This window comes from Streptomyces wedmorensis (genome assembly GCF_000716445.1).
Taxonomy (GTDB): Bacteria; Actinomycetota; Actinomycetes; order Streptomycetales; family Streptomycetaceae; genus Streptomyces; species Streptomyces wedmorensis.
The window spans coordinates 77178-99165 of sequence record NZ_JNWK01000009.1; the positions used below are offsets into that span (position 1 = coordinate 77178).

At 71.3% G+C, this 21988-nt stretch carries 14 protein-coding genes and 1 pseudogene; 8 read left to right on the top strand and 7 right to left on the bottom strand.

Translation table 11 applies throughout. The annotated features are described in order from the left end of the window. Positions 1-10: 10 nt before the first annotated feature. Positions 11-1006: an NAD(P)/FAD-dependent oxidoreductase gene (locus OO54_RS09865; protein ID WP_051786819.1), complete on the bottom strand. Its 996-nt coding sequence runs from the start codon at positions 1004-1006 to the stop codon at positions 11-13. Between the two features lie 224 nt (positions 1007-1230). Between OO54_RS09865 and OO54_RS09870 the strand changes: the two genes are divergently transcribed. After that, positions 1231-2292 carry an NAD-dependent epimerase/dehydratase family protein gene (locus tag OO54_RS09870; RefSeq protein WP_033202583.1) on the top strand — a complete coding sequence of 354 codons (1062 nt, stop codon included), beginning with the start codon at positions 1231-1233 and terminating at the stop codon, positions 2290-2292. A 38-nt stretch (positions 2293-2330) separates the two neighbouring features. Here the strand turns inward: OO54_RS09870 and OO54_RS47255 are convergent. Continuing rightward, positions 2331-2453, bottom strand: a pseudogene (locus OO54_RS47255) (two-component sensor histidine kinase); the annotation flags it as partial. Positions 2454-2764: 311 nt separating this feature from the next. Here OO54_RS47255 and OO54_RS09875 point away from each other — a divergent pair. Together OO54_RS09875 and OO54_RS09880 are read left to right on the top strand one after the other, a co-directional pair. Further along, a complete protein-coding gene (locus OO54_RS09875) occupies positions 2765-3475 on the top strand; it encodes a glycosyltransferase family 2 protein (RefSeq protein ID WP_033202472.1) in 711 nt (236 codons plus the stop codon). Then, positions 3472-4107, top strand: coding sequence for a TIGR04282 family arsenosugar biosynthesis glycosyltransferase (locus OO54_RS09880; RefSeq protein WP_033202473.1), 636 nt, complete (start codon positions 3472-3474; stop codon positions 4105-4107). Before OO54_RS09875 ends, OO54_RS09880 begins: the two co-directional genes overlap by 4 nt. 185 nt (positions 4108-4292) lie before the next feature. On the opposite strand, the gene OO54_RS09885 is transcribed toward OO54_RS09880, so the two are convergent. Continuing rightward, positions 4293-4847 carry a hypothetical protein gene (locus OO54_RS09885; protein WP_234439540.1) on the bottom strand — a complete coding sequence of 185 codons (555 nt, stop codon included), beginning with the start codon at positions 4845-4847 and terminating at the stop codon, positions 4293-4295. Next, positions 4844-6046 (bottom strand): molybdopterin-dependent oxidoreductase, encoded by a 1203-nt coding sequence (locus tag OO54_RS09890; RefSeq protein WP_078905122.1) that lies wholly within the window; start codon positions 6044-6046, stop codon positions 4844-4846. The genes OO54_RS09885 and OO54_RS09890 overlap by 4 nt, the downstream gene beginning before the upstream one ends. Before the next feature lie 111 nt (positions 6047-6157). Here OO54_RS09890 and OO54_RS09895 point away from each other — a divergent pair, with 111 nt between their 5' ends. Then, positions 6158-7552: a glycosyltransferase 87 family protein gene (locus tag OO54_RS09895; protein WP_051786820.1), complete on the top strand. Its 1395-nt coding sequence runs from the start codon at positions 6158-6160 to the stop codon at positions 7550-7552. Positions 7553-7726: 174 nt separating this feature from the next. Further along, on the top strand, positions 7727-7927 hold the full coding sequence (locus tag OO54_RS09900; RefSeq protein ID WP_033202586.1) for a DUF5988 family protein: 201 nt from the start codon (positions 7727-7729) through the stop codon (positions 7925-7927). Between the two features lie 140 nt (positions 7928-8067). On the opposite strand, the gene OO54_RS09905 is transcribed toward OO54_RS09900, so the two are convergent. Continuing rightward, positions 8068-8610 carry an SMI1/KNR4 family protein gene (locus OO54_RS09905; protein WP_033202475.1) on the bottom strand — a complete coding sequence of 181 codons (543 nt, stop codon included), beginning with the start codon at positions 8608-8610 and terminating at the stop codon, positions 8068-8070. Between the two features lie 42 nt (positions 8611-8652). Continuing rightward, entirely contained in the window at positions 8653-17232 is an 8580-nt protein-coding gene (locus tag OO54_RS09910; protein WP_157856448.1) for a golvesin C-terminal-like domain-containing protein, read from the bottom strand. A 345-nt stretch (positions 17233-17577) separates the two neighbouring features. Between OO54_RS09910 and OO54_RS48280 the strand changes: the two genes are divergently transcribed. Next, positions 17578-18054 carry an MmpS family transport accessory protein gene (locus OO54_RS48280; RefSeq protein ID WP_267888967.1) on the top strand — a complete coding sequence of 159 codons (477 nt, stop codon included), beginning with the start codon at positions 17578-17580 and terminating at the stop codon, positions 18052-18054. 428 nt (positions 18055-18482) lie between these two features. After that, positions 18483-19568: a Rossmann-fold NAD(P)-binding domain-containing protein gene (locus OO54_RS09920; RefSeq protein WP_033202476.1), complete on the top strand. Its 1086-nt coding sequence runs from the start codon at positions 18483-18485 to the stop codon at positions 19566-19568. 31 nt (positions 19569-19599) lie between these two features. On the opposite strand, the gene OO54_RS09925 is transcribed toward OO54_RS09920, so the two are convergent. After that, positions 19600-19983, bottom strand: coding sequence for a hypothetical protein (locus OO54_RS09925; RefSeq protein WP_033202477.1), 384 nt, complete (start codon positions 19981-19983; stop codon positions 19600-19602). Between the two features lie 259 nt (positions 19984-20242). Here OO54_RS09925 and OO54_RS09930 point away from each other — a divergent pair, with 259 nt between their 5' ends. Further along, on the top strand, positions 20243-21964 hold the full coding sequence (locus OO54_RS09930) for an enoyl-CoA hydratase-related protein (RefSeq protein ID WP_033202478.1): 1722 nt from the start codon (positions 20243-20245) through the stop codon (positions 21962-21964). The last annotated feature ends 24 nt before the right edge of the window (positions 21965-21988 follow it).

The following is a 21988-nucleotide window of genomic DNA, read 5'->3' on the forward strand; positions in this document are numbered from 1 at the left end:
GTGATCCGTCCTACGCCGCCTGCGTTCCGGCAGACGCGGACGCGGGATGCTCACCGGCGGGACCACGGCGCGCGAAGCGCAGCACGCGCAGCACGAACGCGGGGGTGAGCAGCCACTCGGGACGCCGGATCAGGCCGGCGACTTCGCTGAAGCGGATACAGACCGTCGCGTCGTGCTGGGCTGCGATGTTGACCCGTGCCATGTACCGGTTGAGAAGGTCCGTACCCGGCGGCTTCCTGCCGGTGGTGCCCGCGTAGGCGAAGTCTCCGCCGACCGTGATCGACCAGGCCATGGCCACCGGCAGCGTCGCTGCGCGGAAGTAGCTGCGGGTGAAGGCACGGTCGATGCCGCTGGAGCGGTCCAGGCAGTCCGCGAGAGCCGCGGCCTGCTGGGCGGCGGTGCTCATGCCCTGACCGTAGATCGGGTCGAGACTGCACACCGCGTCCCCGATCAGGACCCAGCCCAGTGGGTAGTGGCGCATCTTCTCGACATGGCGCCGCTGATTGGCCGCGAAGCGGTAGGCCACGGGTTCACTCAAGGGCTCCGATGCCTCCATGAGCTCGGCGATGACCGGTGAGCCGAGGGAGCGTGCGAAGGCGATTCTGTCTGCCTCGTCCGTCGGCGGCAGTTCGCCGTTGATGCCGACCAGGCCCACGATCCACCGCCCGCCCTCCCACGGCAGCGCCACCGCCAGGCGCCTCGTCTCGGGGGCGCCGATGACCGCGGCCGCCTTCCAATCGCGTGGGGGCAGCGCTTCGCGGCGGTAGGTCCGGCTGGCGTAGTGGGTGTCGACGGCGACGGGGGAGACGGGTGGCCCGGCGTAGCCCAGTTCCTTGAGCCAGCCCAGACTCCTGGCCTGCCGGCCCGTGGCGTCGACCAGCAGATCGCAGACGAGGGCGGAACCGTCGGACAACCGGACTCCGATGATGCGCCGGCCCGCGTCGTCGGCGACCACACCCACGACCGCGGTGCCGTCCCTCACGATGACCTCGGGCAGCTCCGTCACGCGTCGGCGGACGGTCTCCTCCAGGCGGTCCTCCCGTCCTCATTCTTCCATCGCCCGCCGGTAGCCGCCCGGTGCGCGCGGCGGGGCTCGGCCGACTCCGACCGGCGGCGGCCCCTGACCGTCGACCGTCTCCGTCGACCGTCTCCGGGCGGGGTGATGACGGATGCCTCACGGCCCGGTGCGGGAACCACGGGTGCCGGGCCTGATTCCGTAGCGTGCGCGCCATGCGCGTACTCGTCACAGGAGGAGCAGGGTTCATCGGCTCGCACGTCGTCGCCGCACTGGCGGCCGAGGGGCACGAGCCGGTGGTGCTGGACGCCCTGCTGCCCGCCGCCCATGCCGTCGAACCGGAATTGCCGGACGCCGAGTTCATTCGGGGCGATGTGAGAGACCCGGGCACGGTCCGGGCCGCCCTGCGCGATGCGGACGCCGTGTGCCACCAGGCGGCCATGGTCGGTCTGGGGAAGGACTTCGCGGACGCGCCCGCCTACGTGTCCTGCAATGACCTGGGCACGGCGGTGCTGCTGGCCGGCATGGCGGAGACCGGGGTACGCACCCTGGTGCAGGCGGGGTCGATGGTGGTGTACGGCGAGGGCCGCTACGAATGCCGCGGGCACGGTGTGGTGCGGCCCGGGCCCCGGGAGGTCGAGGACCTGCGGGCGGGCCGGTTCGAACCGTGCTGCCCGGTGTGCGGGGCGGAGCTCGCACCCGGGCTGGTGGACGAGGACGCCCCCGCTGATCCCCGGAACGCCTACGCGACGACGAAACTGGCCCAGGAGAACCTGGCCGCGGCCTGGGCCCGGTCCGTCGGGGGGACCGCGGTGTCGCTGCGCTACCACAACGTGTACGGGCCCGGGATGCCCAGGGACACCCCCTACGCGGGCGTGGCGTCGTTCTTCCGGTCGGCGCTGGCCAGGGGAGAGGCGCCCCGGGTGTTCGAGGACGGCGCGCAGCGCCGGGACTTCGTCCACGTCCGGGACGTGGCCGGGGCGAACGTGGCCGCGCTGGCAGGCCTCGCAGGCCTGCCGTCCGGGGGCCACACCGTCTACAACGTAGGGAGCGGGGACCCGCACACCGTCGGCGAGATGGCGGCGGAGCTGGCGGCGGCGCACGGCGGGCCCGCGCCGCTGGTGACGGGGGAGTTCCGGCTGGGCGACGTACGGCACATCACGGCGGACTCGTCCCGGCTGCGCCGTGAGTCGGGCTGGCGTCCGCAGGTGGGCTTCGGTGAGGGCATGGCGGAGTTCGCCCGCGCCGGACAGCGGGCTTCGGCCGGGGTGGTGTAGCGCCGTCCGTCCGTCCGGCGTGGGCGTCGGCGAGCGGCAGGGTGGCCCTCCTCGGGGATGGCGCCGCAGCCGTCGGTCACGGACAGTACGGCGTTCCCGTCGCGCTGGTCGAAGGCCATGGCCACCGTGCCGTCGGCCGGGGTGGACCGGATGGCGTTGACGGAGGCTGTGGAGTCCGACGCTGGTGGCGGCCGGTTCCCGGGCCGGGTCGGCCAGTTCGGCGGTGCACCGGGTTGCGGGGCGGCGACGCTGCCGCCGTCGCCGAAGTCCCGGGCGCTGTGCGCGAGGTTCCAGTTGCGGGCCCACCACCCGGGAGCATCAGGTCGAGGACGACCGGGTCGGGCGCGCCGCAAACCTCCACCCGGTCACCGGCCGCCGCCCGCCCGCCGGGCGCGCCGCCGTCCCGCCGTACGGTCGACGTCCGTGTTCCGTGAGGAGTCGATGCCCGCGCTGTCCGCCGGGAGTTCCTACGGTGGCAGTCGTGAGCCAAGACACCGTGGACGTCGTCCTTCCCTGTCTGAACGAGGCCGAGGCCCTGCCCTGGGTCCTCGCCCGCATCCCCGCCGGCTGGCGGGCCCTGGTGGTGGACAACGGGTCCACCGACGGTTCGGCCGAACTCGCCCGCTCCCTCGGCGCCACCGTGGTGGCGGAGTCCCGGCGCGGATTCGGCGCCGCCTGCCACGCCGGACTGCTGGCCGCCGAGGCCGAGTACGTCTGCTTCTGCGACTGCGACGCCTCCCTCGACCCCGGCCTGCTGACCGGCTTCGTACGGACCGTCGCCGCGGACCGGGCCGACCTCGTGCTCGGCCGCCGCCGAACCCAGGGCCGGGGGGCCTGGCCGCTGCACGCCCGTGCCGGGAACCACGCCCTGTCCCGGATGCTGCGCCGCCGGACCGGGCTGCGGTTGCGCGACCTCGGACCCCTGCGGGCGGCCCGCCGCGAGGCCCTGCTCAGCCTGGACCTGACCGACAGGCGCAGCGGCTATCCGCTCCAGATGGTGGTACGGGCCGCCGACTCGGGCTGGCGGGTCAGGGAGGAGGACGTGCCGTACCTGCCCCGGGCCGGGAAGTCCAAGGTCACCGGCACCTGGCGGGGCACCTGGCACGCGGTCCGCGACATGCGCGCGGTCCTCGCCGAACCTCCGTACGCCACCGCCGCCGGGCGGTCCGGGGGCGCGCGGTGACCAGCCTGCTCGTGATCGCCAAGCAGCCATCGCCCGGACGCGTGAAGACCCGCCTCACCCCGCCGTTCACCCCCGAGGAGGCGGCGGCCCTGGCCGAAGCGGCCCTCGCCGACACCCTGGCGGCGGTGGCCGCCACCCCTGCCGACCGGCACGTCCTGGTGCTCGACGGCGCCCCCGGACCGTGGCTCCCACCCCGCTTCGAGGTGGTACCCCAAGGTGCCGGGGGCCTCGACGAGCGCCTCGCCGCCGCCTTCGCAGGGTGCACCGGCCCAGCGCTGCTCATCGGTATGGACACCCCACAGGTCACGCCCGGGCTCCTCGCCCCCGCACTGGAGTTCGGCCGGTACGACGCCTGGTTCGGGCGGGCCGCCGACGGCGGGTTCTGGGCCCTGGGCCTGGCGGTGCCCGATCCGGCGCTGCTGCTCGGCGTGCCCATGTCCGTACCGGAGACCGGGGCCGTTCAGTACGGGCGGTTGCGGGCGGCCGGGTTGCGCGCCGGACTCCTGCCGGTTCTCCGGGACGTGGACACCGCCGACGACGCCCGCGAGGTCGCCGCCCAGGCACCGGCCGGGTGTTTCGGGGTCCTGCACCAGCGCCTGACCGCCGGGCTCCTGCCCCCGGCGGGCGGCTGACAGCCTCCGGCGTCGAGGTGGACGAGCGCTGCGAGGTGCGGCTGGACGACGGGCGGGGCGGGCTCGGCACGTCCTATCCGTGGCCCCCGGGTCGGTCCCGCGCCCCTGCTCCGCCACGCGGCCCGGGCGGGCCGGGCGGTCACGCACGCCTGGACGGCACCGCGCGCCGGCCTCGTACCCGGTGCTCAGCCTTCCGGCGGCGCCTGAGAGTCCGGCTCCCGGCCCTCCGGTGCCCTGGAATCGACTTCGGAAGACATGGCCCGCTTGTCCCGTACGCCCGGCGTGCCCCGCCACCGCAGCCGGGTCAGGCCCACCCAGACCACCGTGACACCGGTGACCACCGCGAGGAGGAGCAGCAGGTTCCGCGCGTACGGCAGGGGCAGCGCGGAGGGGTTGGGCGGGACCCCCGGCCGAAGCAGCAGCGGCAGCGTGACCAGCACCAGCGCCCCGCCGGTGACGAGGGCGCCGCGCACCACGCGACGCGCCGGTACCGCCGCGACCAGCAGACCGACGGCCAGTACCAGCGGCGCGAGCACCCCGTCGTGGAGCACCAGCGCCCCGCCCAGCCACACCAGGACGTCATAAGGGTCGGGCTGGGACGCCAGGTGCCGGCCCCCGATGCCGATGAGCAGCAGTCCCAGCACGCCCAGCGCGTAGCGCACCGCCGACACGGGCCCGGGCACCGGCTCGGGCACCGACTCGGGCACCGACTCGGACTCTGCCCCGGACTCGGGCTTCACAGCACCTCCAGCCGTGTGACCCACTTGGTCTGCAGCACACCCGGCCGGTTCGGCGCGATGATCCGCGCCGGATAGCCGTGGTCCGCCGACAACACCTCGCCGTTCAGCCGCAGGGCCAACAGCGTCAACGGGTCTTGCGCGTACTCCCGGCCCATCTCCATCACCCGGTACGCGCCCCGTACCTCGAGCGACACCACTCGCAGCCCGGAGCCCGGCAGGGCTCCCGCCCGAGCCATCAGGTCCCGGATCCGGACGCCGCTCCACCGGGCGTCCACGCTCCAACCCTCCACACAGGCGATCGGCAGCCGCGCCCCCACCTGCGGCAGGGTCCTGAGCTCGTCCAGCGTCAGCCGGAACGGAGCCGGTCCGAGCACTTCCAGGTACCAGCCCCGCAGCCCGTCCTCGGTCACCCCGGCGGCGGCAGCGGTCCGATTGACCGGCAGACCCTGCGGCCCGTACCCCGGGTGGCGAGGTGCCAGCAGATCGAGGGACGCCAGCGGGGTGAAGGACTGGCCCACCGTCGTGACGGTCACGGCGCCGACGGCCGAACCCACCCCGATCAGCAGCGCCCGCCGGTCCGGGCCGTCGCGTCGCGCGTCGGGAAGGGTGAGCGTGTCCGCGGAGCGCCTGCCCCAGTGGGCGCGGATCTCGGGTGCCTTGACAGCGAGGTGCAACAGCACGGACCCGGCGACGATCCAGGCGACCGCGTAGTGGACGGGGACGAAGGAGAACGGCCACGGATACCACTCGGCGATGTTCAGCAGCCCCGTCAGTACCTGGAACACGCCCGAGGCCACCAGCACGGCCACCGACAGCCGCTCCAGTCCGTGCATGACCGACCGGACCGGCGGCCACACGAACAGCCGGGGGTAGACCGCCCACAGCTTCGCCAGCAGCAGCACGATCGCCGCCAGCCCCACGCCGACGTGCAGCCCCTGGGTCAGCCGGTACCCCCACACCGGCCGCGACGGCAGGTAGCCGGCCAGCCAGCCCGGCGGGTTCTGCAGGAAGTGACTGATCAGCCCCGTCAGGAAGCACACGGCGAGCGCCACGCCGAGCCACCGCCCGATCGCCGTGGCGGTGCGCGGATCGTGGAGCCGCCCCGAGGAGGCCGGTGGGCGGAGGGCGGGCAGGCGTGGCAGCGGCGCGGGCAGTCGGAAGGCCGGGACGTGCAGGCGCCGGCCGATTCGAGATCCCATGCGCCCATGCAACCGGCTCGACGGTCGCGGGGGCGGTCCGACACCCTGCGAAACGCGGACGCCCTGCCGCGCCACCGCCCACGACGGCCTGTCTCCTGCCAGGGTGACGGCGTGACCCAGCCGCCCACCACCGGCACCCGCAGCACGGCGGTCACCGCCGTGCTGCTGGCCGCGCTCGCTTCCGCGCTCATCCTCACGGTCCGCAAGGACGGCTACTTCGCCGACCCGGCGGGTCTCTCCTGGTGGTACGCCATCTGCTGGGTGCTCTTCTCGGCCGCGGCCTGGAACCTGCGGAGGGCACCCACCCGGCACGTCGCCGCTCTCGTCCTCGCCGGGGGCGTCGCAGTGGCCGTCACCGGTCTGGTCGCACCTCCCCGGACCAGTACCGACTCGTTCCGCTATGCCTGGGACGGCAGGGTGCAAGCAGCCGGCGGCTCGCCCTACGACCACGCCCCCGCCGACCCCGCCCTCGCCCACCTCCGCGACACCTGGCTCTTCCCCGCGGGCGCCGCCTGCGGCAAGCCGGATCTCGCCCCCGTCGCCGACGGTGTCTGCACCCGCATCAACCGCCCCCAGGTGCACACCGTCTACCCCCCGGCCGGCGAGCTCTACTTCCTCCTCGTCCACACCGTCTCCCTCGACGGCGTCCGGCACAAGGCCCTCCAGACCGGTGGGGCCGCCCTCGCGGTCGCCACCACCCTGGCCCTGCTGCGGATCCTGCGTCGCCGAGGCGACCCGCGCACCGCCGCCTACTGGGCCTGGTGCCCGGCCGTCCCCGTCGAGGCCGTCAACAACGCCCACGCCGATGTCCTCGCGGTCCTGCTCTCCGTCGCCGCCCTCGGACTGACGGTCCGGCACCGGGCCCTCGGAGGAGCCCTCCTGGGCCTGGCCACCGCTGTCAAACTCCTGCCCGCCGTCCTCATCCCCGGCGCCCTGTCCGGCGTACACCGCCCGCGTCCCGCCGCGGCGATCCTGGTCCCCGCCGTCGCGGTCCTCGCCGCGCTCTACCTCCCGTACGTCTGGGCCTCCCGCCATTCCGTCATGGGCTATCTCGAGGGCTACGCCGAGGAGGAGGGCTACCAGGACGCCTCCTCCGGCGGCCGCTACGCCCTCCTGCGCTCGGTGCTGCCCGACGCCTGGGCGCTTCCCGCCGTGCTCGCGGGCATGCTCGCCGTGAGCCTGTACGTGATCCGCCGCGGCGATCCCGAGCGTCCGTGGAGCGGGGCACTCCTGGTCACCGGAAGCGCCTTCCTCCTGACGACCCCCGGCTACTCCTGGTACGCCCTGCTCCTGGTCGCCCTGGTGGCGCTCGACGGCCGTTGGGAATGGCTTGCCGTCGCCCTCGCAGGTGCGGGCGCCTATGTCACCGGCCGTGCCGTCCACGGCGCGGGCACGACGGCGTACGCCCTGGCCGCCCTTGCCGTTCTCTGCGCCTGGGCGGCTCGCTCGCCATCCACGGTGCGCCTGCGGCGAGTGGCCGTCGGCGCTCGCGGTGGGCGGCACTGACCCCGGCGTACGGGGCCGGGTCTACGGCCGATGCTGATCGATGCGTGCGAAGAGACGGACGCGGCGCGTGGTGGGTGCGCCCGTGCGGAGATTCCGGGCACGGGCCGTCACGGCTGTAGGCCCTGGCGGCGCCTCCCGGGTGCGATGCGCGCCGAGGGTGGCGACACTGGTGTCATGGCACACAAGGTATCTCTGGAAGGTGGGCCGGAAGACCTCCCTGAGCGGATCGTCGCGGTGGACGCTCCCGGCGAGGACGTGAAGATCCCGCATCGAGGCGGATACGAGCACTTCAGGGAGACCCCACGCCGACACGACACCAAGGAGGGCACCCTTCGGGTGTACGAGTGGTGGGAACGTACGGAGATCGCCGAGTAGGCCCAGGGCACGTGATCGCGCTCGTGGACCGTCCAAGGACGCGCGACTCGACCGCCGCTCACGAGAAACGTCGACAGCCACTCACGCGAAACGCTCGGCCGGGAAGACCCGGCCGAGCGCTTCGCACACACTGCGGGGCGTCAGCCCTGCGCCTGGAACGTCACCTCGCTCACGTCCCAGAGGAACTCGCCGCCCAGCGGGTTCTCCGGCCATTCGGCACGGAAGTTCCGGACGAGGAACTCCACCATCCCGCAGTCGTAGCGACTCCACAGACAGTCGTTGCGGTGGTAGACCACGACGGGCCACTTGGCGGGATCGTCGTTCGACGCGTCCCAGCACAGCATGTCCGCGGTGGCGGAGACCCCCCAGGAGATCAGCACCGGAGAAGTGCCCTCGAGCTCGGGCGACTTCTCCTCCGTCTCCCAGTCGGCCTCGGCGTTCGCCGTCTCGATCACCATGCCGTCCCGAGGGGCCTGGTCCAGCGGCACCTTGGGTTCCGGCCTGCCGATCGACAGGTAGTTCTGCACCGCGCCGGCCCCGTAGACCTCCATGAAACGCCGGAAGTCGTCCGGGAACGGCTTGCCCCACGACGTGGCGAGGGCGGCCCAGTCGACCGTCGTGTCCCCGTCCTTCGGCGGCGGCATCAGCCGTCGCAGGGCGTCCAGGCCGGTCGGCTCACTCATCGGTGCCTCGCTCCTTGTCCGTGCGGTCCGCTCCGGTCCGGGTCATGGGGTGCTCCCCGTGGGTACCGGCGAACCGCCGCTGCTCTGTGTGCCGAGATTGTCTCCCGTGCTGAGTGTGTTCGGGATGAACACCTGGAAGTTGATTCCGACGGAACCGTCAGGATTCACACCGTACGCCGACATGTCGTAACCAGTGGGCACCGTCCTGTTGCCGTCGTAGCGGGGAGACACGGTGTACATGACGTCCTGGCCCGCCATCACGGCGTTGTAGACCTGGAGTTCGTACGCCCTCATGTGCTCTTCGCCCTGCGTTGAGCCGATCTGCTTGGCGTTGGCACCGCGAGCGCACGGGGAGAGGTTCGCCAGGACTCCCTTGCCCGCCAGCTTGTTGCCGATGAGGTGGCACGCGTTGACGTTCTTCTGCGCGTCGAGCCCCTTGCCCTTGGCGTAGTCCTGCGCCCACTCGTATCCCGGAGGGTTGGAACCCACGCCGGTTCCCTTGTTGTTCTTCAGGTACTCCTTGGTCAGGCAGGCCTCGGCGGCCGTGGCCCGGTTGCCGTTGGCCGCGTCCCGGTCGCCGTACTTGATCCAGCCCTTGCCGCAACGCGACTGGTCGTCATCGTCGTCGCTGTCGGGCTCGGGCTGGGGCCGCGGAACGCGCCGCGGGTCGGGTGCGGGCTCGTCGGCGGTGTCGTCCCGCGACCGGTTGGCCTCGTCGATCCGGTCCCGGACCTCGTTGACGACGTACTCGACGGCCGCGGCGACGGCGATGACGGCGACGACCACCACGACGGCCGCGACGAAGGCGACGGCGACCGCCGGGATCGCGAGGGCGAACCAGTGGCCGTCGATCTCGACGTTGCTGATCGGGTTGCCGCCGGTGAAGGCGTAGCGGTTGCCGGTGAAGGGGTCGCTGCCCAGGCCCATGTCGGCCAGGGCCCCGTTGTACATGTCGCGGCTGGTGAAGCGGTTCAGGCCCGGGTCGTAGTCACGGAAGCCCATGTCGTACGTACCGGATCCGGCGTCCCACCGCTTGGCGCTGTAGCGGTAGGAGTTGTACTCCTCCTTCGTCGGGTCGGAGGCGTCCGGCTTGTCGATGCCGGTGAACTCCGACGAGTCGTCGTTGCCGTAGGCCGTGTAGCCGTAGGTGGCCTTGGTGTTGCCGGTGGCGTCGGTCAGCGTCTCGACGTCGGTGTGGCTGTTGTAGCCGTAGTAGGCGTCCTCGGTCGTCCCGTTCTCGTTGTGCTTGACCTGGGAGAGACGCTGGCCCCACGGGCTGTACTGGTAGGACTTGGTGAGCTTGCCGGCCACCTCCTCGGTCAGCACCTCCTGGGAGAGGCCGAGGTAGCGGTAGTCGGTGGTCTTGCCGTCCGCGGTCTTCGACGAGGTGCGGTCGAGCGGGTCGAAGGTGTACTTCGTCGACTTCATCGCGCCGATGCCGTCCCGCTGCTGGGACTCGACGACGTGGTCGAAGCCGTCGTAGACGCTGCGCGAGACGATCTGCCCGCCCTGGGACGTCGACTCCTGACGACCCAGCGGGTCGTAGTTGAAGGAGGTGACGGAGCCCGCGCTGGTCGACGTCTGCAGCCGGTTGCGGTCGTAGCGGAAGTCGGTGGCGGTGCCGCCGACGGTCTGCTGGACGACGTTGGCGTTGTCGTCGTGGACGTACGTCTCCGTGGCGGCGCCGTTGCCGGTCTTCACCGACTTGGCGATCCGGTCGACCGGGTCGTAGGTGTACGCGGTGGTGGATTCGAGGTACGCCGAGTGGTTGTCGGCGTTCATCTTCTTCGCCGCGTCCTGCGCCTTGTTGCCGTTGGCGTCGTAGACGTAGGTGTGCGAGGCGACGAGCGTGCCGTCGGCCTTCTTCTCGGCGCTGGTCCTGACCGCGCCGTCGAGGAAGTAGCCGAAGTCGACGGTGTTACCGTTGTCCTTGGTCTCCCGCAGGGACTCACCGCGGTCGGTGTAGGTGTACGAGGTGACCTTGGGGTCGGTGTCCGTGGGCGAGGTGCCCACCGAGACCGCCTTGACCTTCTCCCGCAGGTCGTAGGTGTACTTCGAGTACTGGTCCGGGTGGGTGATGCTCTCGGGCTGGTCGTTGGCGTCGTAGGTGTAGGACGTACTGGTCTTCTGCTGGCCGGCCAGGGTCTCGGTGATCCCGGACACCCGGTTCAGGCCGGTGTAGGAGATCGTGTACGCGTCGACCTCGGCGCCGGACGACAGGTCGTCGATCAGCGAGAGGTTGTCGTTCAGGTCGTAGGCGTAGCGGAAGTGGTGCTTCTCCGCGTCGATGTCGCCGGTGAGGTCGCGTACCAGCTTGACCCCGTCGGCCACGACCTTGCCGTCGGCGGCCTGGAACAGTTCCAGCTTCGCCGCGTTGCCCTGGGTGAAGTCGTACGTGCCGAGGCTGACCCAGGTGCCCGCCGCGGTGGACTGGTCGACCGTGCGGTCGGTGCTGCCGGCGCTGTGCGTGACCTTGTACTTGGCGGTCTTGCTGGCGCCCGCGACCTGCGGGAACTTCACGTACGCGGTGTACTTGCCGTTCTTCGGGATGTTCAGCGTCCAGGAGTACGCGTCCGTCCCGGCTCCGGCCGCGTGCACGCGGTGGTCGAAGCCCTGCTGTCCCGTGAGGCTCGCCGTGGTCCAGGTGCCGGTGGAACCGGTGTGCTGGGCGTCGGAGTTGTCGACGAGCGGCACAGCGGTGCCGACGGGCACGCCGTCGTCGGTCTTCTCCTTCAGCTTGCCGTTGGGGTAGTAGCTCCAGCCCATGGTGCGGCTGACGGACCCGCCGGCGGAGCTGAGCGTCCTGGAGGTCTGCAGCCCCAGGTCGTCGTACTCGTAGCTCGTCTTGATGTCCCACGGGTCGGTGGAGCTCTTGGTCCACCCGTTGTCGTAGTAGGTGAACTCGGTGTCGTTGCGGACCGTCTGGCCCTGCGAGGGCGGCTGCGAGGTCCGCGTGACGCGGCCGGCCGCGTCGTAGAACGTCTGCGTGTAGACGTTCGGGTTGTTGTAGCGGGCGTCCGACGGGTCGTACGGCAGGTACTGCTTGACCGGCCGGTTCAGCTCGTCGTACTCGGTACGGCTGGTGAAGTCGTCGGCGTTCGCGGTCTCCGTGCCGCGCGGGGTGATGACCCGGGTGGTGTTGCCGACCTGGTCGTACTCGTAGCGGGTGGTGCGGTACGTGATGTCGGTGCCGGTGCCCGAGTGAGGAACCCGCTGCTCGGTCTTGCGGCCCCGCTCGTCGTATCCGGAGTAGGTGGTGTTGCCGTCGGGGTCCGTGTCGGCGACGACCAGCGCGTCCTTGTCGTAGGCGCGGCGCGTCACGTTGCCCAGCGGGTCGGTGACCGAGGTGACCCGGTGCTCCAGGTCGTAGGTCATCTTCGACGAGAAGTCGTCGGGGTCGGTCGTCCGGTTCTTCTTCGGGTCGACGACCTTGACGTTGTTGCCCACCTCGTCGTACGCGTACGTGATCTTCTCGCCGAGGGCGTTGACCACGGAGGCGAGCTGGTAGATCTCGTCGTAGTTCTGGGTGGTGGTGTAGTCGTCCGGGATCCCGGGCGTGGCCACGCCCTTCGGCTCGGTCGTGGTCTTCAGGTGGCCGGTCTTGTCGTAGGTGTAGACCGTCCGGCGCAGCGGCGCGGTCGGCGTGTCCTGCGGCGAGGTGGCCTCGGTGAGCTGGTCGGCCGCGTCGTAGGCCGCCGTGGAGACGGCACCGGTGGGCGCGATCGCCTTGGTGACGTTGTCGTTGGCGTCGTAGTCGGGTGCCGGAACGGTGATCAGGTCGCCCGCGTCCTGGTCCCTCGGCGCCGTCCTGACCAGCGGCCGGCCGTACGTGTCGTACGTCTGCGTGGTGCGGTGGCCCAGCGGGTCGGTCGTCCTGGTGACCTTGCCGCGCACGTCGTACTCGTAGCCCGTGCTGTTGCCGAGGGCGTCCGTGATCTTCGCCGGGTAACCGGTCTGCGTGAACTCGCCGTTGACCGTGGAGTGGCCGTTGGCGTCGGTGGCCTTGGTGAGCTGGCCGTGGGCGTCGTACTCGTACGTGGTCGTGTAGTCGCCCGCGGTGGGCGTCGCGACGCCCTTCGGGTCGGTGACCGTCTTCAGGTTGCCGAAGGCGTCATAGCCGAACTGCCAGGCGCGGCCCTCCGGTGACGTCTTGCGGGACAGGTCGGAGGAGTAGCCGTCCAGTCGCTTGGCGTACTCGAACTTCTGGGCGTCGGCGGGGTACCTGCCGGGCGCGCAGTCGCTCTGCGGCGGGACCCCGCCCTTGTTGTGCTCCGCGGTGCGCTTCCACAGCGGGTAGCCGGTGAGCGGGTCGTAGCAGTACGCGGTGACGGCGCCGTTGTTCTCCTCCATGTACGTGACGTTGTTGTCCGCGTCCCACGCCAGCTTCGTCTGCTGCGACTTGGCGTTGACGGACCGCACCGGACGCCCGAAGTCGTCGGTGACGTACGTGGCGTCGTGGCCCTCGGCGTCGGTGACCACGGTGGAGGTGAAGCGGGTGTCGGCCGTGTCCGCGGCGTACGCGAACCGCGTGGCGCCGCCGATGCGGTCGGTGATGGACTGGGTCCACCAGTGGTACTTCGGGTCGTCGCCCTCGCTCGGGTAGTAGTAGTCGAGAACGGTGGCGTTGCCGCGTGGGTCGGTGATGCGGACCAGCTTGACGTTCTTGTTGCCCTGCTCGGCGTCGTACGTGAAGCCGAAGACCTTCGGCTGGGACGAGCCCGCGCCGTCGGTCAGCTTGGTGAGCAGTCCCTTGTCGGAGTACTCGAAGGTCAGCTTGCGGCCCGAGACGTCGGTGATCGACTTCAGGTGGTCGACGATCTTCGGGCTGCTCGTGTCCGCCTTGGTGAAGTAGGTGGCGGTGAGCGTCTGCCGCCCGGCGGGGTCGGTGATGTACGTGAGGAACTTCGTCGGCTTGTTGTTCGACTTGCGTTCCTGGTACGTGAACGTCTGCGTGTTGCCGTTCTTGTCGACGACGGACGTCTGGTAGCCGTCACAGCCGAACAGGAACCGGGTGCCGTCCGGGCGCGTCAGCGTCCAGGCGTCCGGAACGGGGTCCTTCGCCGGGGTGCAGTCGAGACCCGGCTTGGCCGAGAGCCGGAAGTGGACGCCGGCCGGCGCCTTCCACGTGCCGTCCGCCTGCACCCGGAACACGTGGGTGGTGCCGTCCCCGTCGGGCAGCCGCACCTCCCGCGGGTTCGGGTTCGGGTGGAAGTCCAGCGGGGCGCCGAGCCGGATCGGCCCCGCGGCCTGCACGGACCAGCCGTGACCGGCGACGGTGTCCGACGTGTCCTGGGTGTTGTAGGCGAAGCGGACGAAGGTGTTCAGACCGCGGCCCGGGTTGCTCAGGGCGTTGTACTGCCAGACGCCGTTCCCAACGGCGGTGTTGTTCATCAGCGACGAACCCGCGCCGGTGTTCTTGCCGTTGTACGAGTAGAACTTCTCCAGGCCCAGCTGGTCCGAGGTCGGGTCCTCGACGGTGACGTTCAGCCGCAGCCCTGCCGGACCGCCCGTCCCGGACAGCCAGGTGCCCGCCGCCGTGTCCCGGACGTCCCAGGTGAGGACGTACTCGGTGCGCTTGCTGCCGGAGTCGGAGTTGATCGGTGCGCGGAGCCGGGCCTGCAGGACGACCGAGTCACCGGGCAGCAGATCGGCCGGCAGGGCCGTCTGGAGCTGGTTGCCGCCGGTGGTGGCGTCCGTGCCGTCCGGGAGCGCCCACCGGTAGCTCAGGGCGTGGGTGCCGGCCTTCCAGACGGACGTGGTGGTGTTGGTGAGGGTGAACTCGACGGTGTGGTCGCTGTTCGGGGTGATCCGGGCCGGGGTCTGCGGCGCGTAGTACGTCGCCTCGGTCGTCGAGTCGATGTACGTGACCGCGATCCTGGGCCGCAGGCGCTGCTCGGTGCCCTCGGAGGACAGGAACAGGGTCCGCTCCTGCTGCGCGGCCTCGTCGGCCATCTTGAGGACCACGCCCTGCTGGGACGACGGAGTCGTCACCCAGGACTGCGCGAGCGAGGTGAAGTCCCAGTCGTGACGGGCGGGGTCGTTCGTCATCGCCCCGACGTCGCCGACGGAGGATCCGAGGTCACCGCCCTGCGCGGTCCAGTTCGTGGTCGCGTCGGCCTTGACCCAGGTCGCGCCGGCCTCGTCGAAGTCACGGGTCAGCGGACGGAGTTCGTAGACCGCACCGGCGGCGTCCGTGGAGGTCTGGGTGCTCCACAGGCGCACATTGGCTTCGATGACGCGCGCGGTGGTGGGGATGCCCAGGGCCGGGAACTTCAGCACGGCGCGGGTGTCGCCGTACGTGGCCGAGTTGTTGCCGACGCTGAGCCAGTTCTTCGGGCCGCCGTCGTCGATCGTGTCCAGGAGGGACGTGGGCCGGGCGGAGGACAGGGTGGTGTCCTGCGTCGCGTCCAGCACCTTCGTCGTCCGGCCCGCCTTCGGCAGCCGCACGAGCCGGCTGGGCGCGGCGAGGACCTGCCCGTCCTTCGTCTTGACCGCGACCATGTAGTAGTACGCGCGGCCGAACGGGTCGGGGTCGTCGGCCCTCGTAGGCACGGCGCTCGTGTCCGTGAACGAGGTCACCGTGGACGCGAGGGGCGCGACGAGGGTGGCGGCCGACGGGGTGTAGGCCTGGTTGACGGAGCGGTGGACCTGGTACTCGGCGATGTCGTCGCCGGTCCCGATGGGGTCCGGGTCCTGGTACGCCGACCAGGTGAGCTCCGCGCCCGTGTCGTGGATGGTGGTCGGGGTCGCGAGGTCGACGCCCTGACGCCCGAAGGTCATGACGAGGCGCGGGTAGTGGGCGGTCTCGCCGCCGTACCCGTACTCGCTGCCCTCGTACCGCGGTCCGCCCTTCGGGCCGTTCGCGGACTCGTCGCCGGCCTTGATCACGAAGCCGTTGTTCGCGTAGGTGCCGTCGATCCACTGCTGGACCGTCTTCGTCACCGGGAAGGAGTGCCAGGTGTTGAGCTCGCCCGGCTTCTTGGTGACCACGCCGCCCTTGGTGAACCGGACGGCGTCCGCGATCACCGAGGTGCTCGTCGAGGCCGGACCGTCCCCCAGGGCGATCTTGCCGAGCGTGCCCGCCTTGAACGGGTGGGAGCCCAGTGTCTTCCAGACCCCGGCCGTGCCGGCCTGCTGGTCGACCGTGTACGTCTTCGACCCGCCGTCGTACGTGACGGTGTACGGCGCGTTGGTCGCGCGGTCCGAGGCCGGGACGTAATGCGCCTCGACCTGGTAGGTGCCGTCTTCGGGAAGGTTCGGCTGCCAGGTGTACGTGCCACCCGCGACCGAGTCCTTGTTGTACAGGTAGTCCTGGTTCACCGCGTACTGCGTGAACGCGGTGTTGCCCGAGGCCGGCCAGGCGCCGACGGCGGCCGTCCGTCCGGCGTCGCCGTCGTCCACCACGACCGACGTGCCCGACAGCTCGCCCGTGAGCGCGCTCGCGCTGTTCCAGGTGGCCTTGTCCTCGGTCCACGCCTGCGTGGCGCGGTGCGCCTCCAGCTGGACCTCGGTGTCACCGGTGGTGTGGGTCTGGTCGTAGTACAGCTTCAGATCGGCCGAATCGAGCGTGGTTCCGGCCGGGACGCCGGTCAGCGGGAACCGCAGCAGCGCACGCGACGTGCCGGTGCTGGTGTTGCCGACCGACAGCCGCCAGTTCTCGTCGTAGTTGTCGCCCGGACCGTCCGAGGAGATCATCACGTCCTGCGCCGTGCTCGGCGTCGGCGCGATCGAGATCGTCGGGTCGATCGTGACCGGGTACTGCCGCTCCGGCGCGGCGAGCCACTTCGCGTCCGGCGTGACCGTCAGCTTCCAGCTCTTGCCCGCCCGGACGAGCTTCTGCTCGACAGCGGAGCTGTACCCGGTGCCGTACGGCGAGGAGGCGTCCTTCCGCGCGTCCGTCATGAACGCGGCCGGAACGACGAGGACCGGATCCGCGCCCTCGCCGTAGAACCGGATCGAGCCGTCCTTGCCGGCCTTCGGCGTCAGCCCGCCCGCGTCCAGCGTGAACGTGAACGTCACCGGGCCGGCCGGCCGGGAGTCCAGGACGATGTTCTCCTTCACCCGCCCCGGACCCACCTGGTACGTCAGGTCCGCGCCGGCCACGGCGTCCTTGTACGTGACGGTGTCGCCCTTGGCGACGGGGGCGAGCGTGCCCGCGCCCTCCAGGCCCAGGGTCACCGCGTGACCGTCGCCGGCCTCGAAGCGCAGCAGCCTCGCCGCGTCGGCGCCGAAGGACGTACGCGCGACGTTCGTCGTGTTGGTGAAGGCGAAGCCCCCTGACCCGGCCGCCGTGACCGTCGGGTCGATGTCCTTCCACGACTTCCCCGACCGGTACGCCGTCGGCTCCGCCGACACCTCGGCCTGCACGCGCCCGTCGGACAACTTCCAGTACCGGGCGTTCGCTGTGCGACGGTCCGTCAGTTCCGCGACGCGCTTCGGCTTTCCGGCCGCCTTTCCCTGCGGCAGCTTCTCCCGGCTCGGCAGCGCCGGGGACCCGCCGGTCGACGGCAGTTCCGGCCCGTCCTCGTTCTCGTCCTCTGTGAACCAGCCGGCGAAAGTATCGGCAATACCCTCGCCTTCATCGGATGAAACCGGTGCTGCATAGGCGACTTGTGGAATCATGGTTCCGACGACCGCCGAAACCACGAGGCAGGCTATCGCCGGCCCGTATCTCACTTTCACGCCATTCCCCTCTTCGGTGGATCCGACATCGACCGAAGCGCCTCAACGCATGGCGAACCAGGCCACGTCCCCGCACGGGGAAGCGGCCTCGCCGGAGCTTCGATCGCGGGCGGTGGGATTCTTCACCACGGAACTGATGTGCCGTCAACTGATTGCCCATAAAGGGCATTTCGCTGACCGACGATTGGTGATTTGGGACTGCCTTGCCCGACATTTCCGTTGCCTGGCGTCCATCGAATCCGGTGGTGTATAACCCAATCCGATTCCTCGACAGAAGGTCCTGCCATGCCGACGACCGATGAACCGAATCACCGCATCGACCGCATCGACCGCCGCGGCGTAGCCGTCGCCGCGGCTCTACTGCTCGTGTGCGGCGCGTTCGTCATGTACGGATTCCTCGACACCGGAACCGATGACGAGGCCGCGGGCAAGCGGGCCGCGACGCCCACCGCCGTGGCGTCCTACGACGTGACCTACGAGGTGCTCGGCGAAGGCGCGGTCGACGTCTCCTACCGGGGGTCGGGCGGCGACGAGACGCAGGTCGTCACGCATGTCGGCCTGCCCTGGCGGAAGACCGTGAGCGTTCCGCTCGGCGCCTCGCCGATCGTCAACGTCACCCTCGGCGAGAACGGCGGCACGGCCAGCTGCACCCTGGCCGTCCGCGGCAAGCACGTCCAACGCGCCACCGCCACCGGCGCCTTCGGCCGGACCACCTGCGCCGGCGAACCCCCCGCCCCCGAAGCGTCCGCCGCCCCTCAGTGAATCCGCCGAACCCGCTGACGTCAGCGGCGCAGCGATCCGGACAGTCGGACGGGCGCGCCGTCGCCCACCACCCGGACCTCTGCCGCCGACACCTGCGGCGATCGCCGCCGCGTGACAGGTCCCGTCGCGGGCCTTCCCGGTCTTCCGAGTCAGGACTTCTGTTCAGATCCGCACACCGGCGGTCCAGCGATACGCGGTGACCGTCGCGGAGCGAGCCGCAGACCGAAGACGACCGACCGACGGCCGGGAGCGGTGGTCGGCGTGTCCGGCCGAGAAGGTGCTCAGCGGCGGTGCGCACGTCGGCGGCGGTGGCCTGCTCGCCGGCGCCGTGCCCACGGTGGGCGGTATCCGCCGTGAACATCCGGGCCGTCTGATGGGCTGTCGAGCGTCCCCGTTGGGCTCTGCTTCCGTGCTGGAAGGTCGTTTCGCTGGTGGGTGTGTTGTTGTGGGTACGGCATGAGACGCGGATGTCGGAGCTGCGTGCTCCGCTGGCGCCGGAGCACGCGGGTGAGCTGGTGCGGCTGGGTGTCCGGCTGGTGGTGGAGGAGTCGGCGGATCGGACCTTCCCGATCGAGGCGTACGCGGCGGCCGGCTGTGCCGTGGCTCCGGCGGGCTCCTGGCCCGATGCCCCCGTGGACGCCTACGTCCTGGGCCTGAAGGAACTTCCCCCGCGGCCGTACGCTCTGGTGCACCGGCACGTCTTCTTCGGACACGCCTACAAGAGTCAGCCAGGCGGCTCCGAGCTGCTGCGGCGCTTCACTGCCGGAGGCGGGACGCTGCTCGATCTCGAGTACGCCGTCGACGCCGCCGGTCGGCGGATCGCCGCTTTCGGATACTGGGCCGGCTACGTGGGTGCGAACGTCGCCGCCCTGCACGCGTACGGGAGACTCGGCCGTCCGCTGGTCCCTGGTGGCAGAGACGCGTGGGACGCCGCGCTCGTCGCGCTCGGCGACACGGGCCGATCCGCGCACGAAAGGACGTCGGCCCTGGTGATCGGCGCGGCCGGGCGTTGCGGTGCGGGAGCCTGCGAAGCGCTGGAGCGGGCCGGGATCCGCGCCACCCGGTGGGGGCACGACGAGACGCAGCGCCTGGACCGCAAGGCGCTGCTGGCCCATGATCTGCTGGTCAACACCATCGGCACGGCGACGCCGGTGGCGCCCTTCGTGACCAAGGCCGACCTCGACGATCCTGGCCGCCGACTCCGCCTCCTGTGCGATGTCACGTGCGATGTGGGATCACCCTGCAACGCGGTCCCCGTCTACGACCGGCCCACGACCTGGGCGGAACCCGTGGTCCGGGTCCACGAGGGCGATCCGCCGCTCGACGTGATCGCCCTCGACAACCTCCCGTCGCTGCTGCCCACGGAGTCGAGCCGCGCCTTCTCCGCCGATCTGTGGCCTCATCTGCTCACGCTCCGGCCCGACGGCCCGACGGGGCCGGCCTGGGTACGCAGCCTGGACGCGTTCCGGCGGTCACTCCTCCGCGTTCCGGGGAGCGATTCCGTCGGCACTTGAGGGCGCGGTCACGCGAACCGCGAACCGCGCGTCAGCCCGGGCGGGGGCCGGAGGAGTCGTCGTCCGGGTTCACGCCGGTGAACGCCGAGTCGTCCTTCGTGCCGCTGGGGCGCTGTGTCCGGCCCCTCCGGCCGGTGTCGCGCATGCCCTTCTCCGACGAGCGGCCTCGCTTCTCACCTCTGGTCGTGTCGCTGTGAACGGTGTCGCCGGGGACTTCCCGCTCTTCCTCCTTGGCGACCTTCCGGCCCTTGCCGGGCGGGGGCGCGTGCTTCTCGGGGTGGAAGGAACGCGAAGCGCTCGGATTCTCCTGCTGCCGCGTCTCGTCCACATCGGGGGACCAACCGTGCTGCCCGGCCATACCGTCGCGGCTGGGCTCGCCGCGCGAGGGCCTGGAGGACTTCGATTTCTCGGCCATGAGCCGACCTGCCCGTCCGTACGGGGGGTATGCATCCGCACACCTGTAGGACTTCGATTTTCCCACGGGACACATGGCGCGTCTCCTGGACCGCGCACCGTGGCGATCAGCCCGCCAATCGGTCGGACGCACACCTCGAACGGGTGAGGTGCGGGCTCCGTCACCCCGCTGCCCGGCTCGCGCTGCCCGATGATCGCAGGCGGTCGGTGGACTGCGGTTCCCAGGGCCGTACCTCCACCGCGACCCGGAAAGGCCGCCCATGCGCATCCTGCTCGTCGCCAGCAGCTTCAACAGTCTCACCCAGCGCGTCCTGGTCGAGCTGCGTGACCGCGGGCACACCGTTCCCGTGGAGGTCACGCCCGACGGCGCTGCCGTCCGCGAGGCGGTGGCGCGCCACGCGCCCGATCTGGTCGTGGCCCCCATGCTGAAGGCCGTCGTGCCCCGCGACGTGTGGACGGCACACCGCTGCCTGATCGTGCACCCGGGGCCGGTGGGCGACCGGGGCCCGTCATCGCTGGACCACGCGATCCTCGACGGGGTCGAGGAGTGGGGCGTCACCGTCCTCCAGGCCGACGAGGAGATGGACGCGGGCGACGTCTGGGCGTCCGAGACCTTCCGCGTCCCGGAGGCCGGCAAGAGCGATCTGTACCGCAACGAGCTGTCCGACGCCGCCGTGGCCGCCGTGCTCCTCGCCGTCGAGAGGGTCGCCGCCGGGGCGACACCGCGTCCGCAGACCGGCGGGATCCGCGCCCGCCCCGCTCTCCGTCAGGAGGAGCGTCGGATCTCCTGGAGCGAGGACACCACCGAGACCGTCCTGCGCACCCTGCGGGCCGCCGACTCGCAGCCCGGTGTACCCGACCGGCTGCTCGACGCCGAGTGGTTCCTGCACGGCGGCCACGCGGAGGACGGTCTGCGGGGGCGGCCCGGCGCGCTGCTCGCCACCCGGGCGGGCGCGGTCTGCCGCGCCACCGTGGACGGCGCGGTGTGGATCCCCGAGCTCCGCGCCCGCACCGGCCCCGGCAGGCCGCGCGCCTGCAAGCTCCCCGCCACCCTGGCCCTCGCGGGCCGGTTGCCGGAGCTCCCCGAACTGCCGGCCCCCGCCGACCCGGCGCCAGGCCGGCGGACCTGGTCCGACATCCGGTACCGCGAGCAGGGACCGGTCGGCGTCCTTTCCTTCGCGTTCCCCGGCGGGGCGATGAGCACCGACCAGTGTCGACGCCTGCTGGACGCGTACGAGACCGCCCGCGGGCGCCCCACCTCCGTCCTGGTGCTCGGCGGGCAGCGCGACTTCTTCTCCAACGGCATCCATCTGAACGTCATCGAGGCCGCCGCCGACCCCGCCGCCGAGTCCTGGGCGAACATCAACGCCATGAACGACCTGGTCGAGGCGGTTCTCACCACGACCGACCGGCTCGTGGTGAGCGCGATCGGCGGCAACGCCGCCGCCGGCGGGGTGATGCTCGCCCTCGCCGCCGACGAGGTCTGGTGCCGTTCGGGGTCGGTGCTCAATCCGCACTACCGGCGCATGGGGCTGTACGGATCGGAGTACTGGACCCGCACCCTGCCCGGGAAGGTGGGCGAGGCCCTGGCCGCGCGCCTCACCGAGGAGGCCCGGCCGGTGTCCGCGGCGGCATCGCTCGACATGGGGCTGGTCGACCGGGTCGTCGACTGCGGACCCGGGGAGTTCGCCGCCGAAATCACCCGGTTGGCCCTCCAGCTGGCATCCCGTGGCGGTCTCCAGCCGCGGATCGCGGCGAAGAAGGCGGAGCACGAGCGGCGGGAGTCCGTCGCTCCCCTTGCGGCCCACCGTGAGCAGGAGCTCTCCCGGATGCGGGCGATCTTCGACGATCCCGCCGCGAGCTACCACGCACGGCGCCGGGCCTTCGTCCGGAAGGAGGCCCCCGAGCGGCGTTCCCGGACGGCCCAGGTGCGGGAGCGGGTGGATCGGCCGACTGTTAAGCAAGACCTAGGCCAGAAATGAGGCCTTCGCCCCATCCCTCCTCAG

Excerpts from the sequence above, each read along its gene's own strand:
- OO54_RS09870 (WP_033202583.1), top strand. The coding sequence starts at position 1,231 with ATGCGCGTACTCGTCACAGGAGGAGCAGGGTTCATCGGCTCGCACGTC.
- OO54_RS09890 (WP_078905122.1), bottom strand. The coding sequence starts at position 6,046 with ATGGGATCTCGAATCGGCCGGCGCCTGCACGTCCCGGCCTTCCGACTG.
- OO54_RS09900 (WP_033202586.1), top strand. The coding sequence starts at position 7,727 with ATGGCACACAAGGTATCTCTGGAAGGTGGGCCGGAAGACCTCCCTGAG.
- OO54_RS09905 (WP_033202475.1), bottom strand. The coding sequence starts at position 8,610 with ATGAGTGAGCCGACCGGCCTGGACGCCCTGCGACGGCTGATGCCGCCG.
- OO54_RS09910 (WP_157856448.1), bottom strand. The coding sequence starts at position 17,232 with ATGATTCCACAAGTCGCCTATGCAGCACCGGTTTCATCCGATGAAGGC.
- OO54_RS48280 (WP_267888967.1), top strand. The coding sequence starts at position 17,578 with ATGCCGACGACCGATGAACCGAATCACCGCATCGACCGCATCGACCGC.
- OO54_RS09925 (WP_033202477.1), bottom strand. The coding sequence starts at position 19,983 with ATGGCCGAGAAATCGAAGTCCTCCAGGCCCTCGCGCGGCGAGCCCAGC.
- OO54_RS09930 (WP_033202478.1), top strand. The coding sequence starts at position 20,243 with ATGCGCATCCTGCTCGTCGCCAGCAGCTTCAACAGTCTCACCCAGCGC.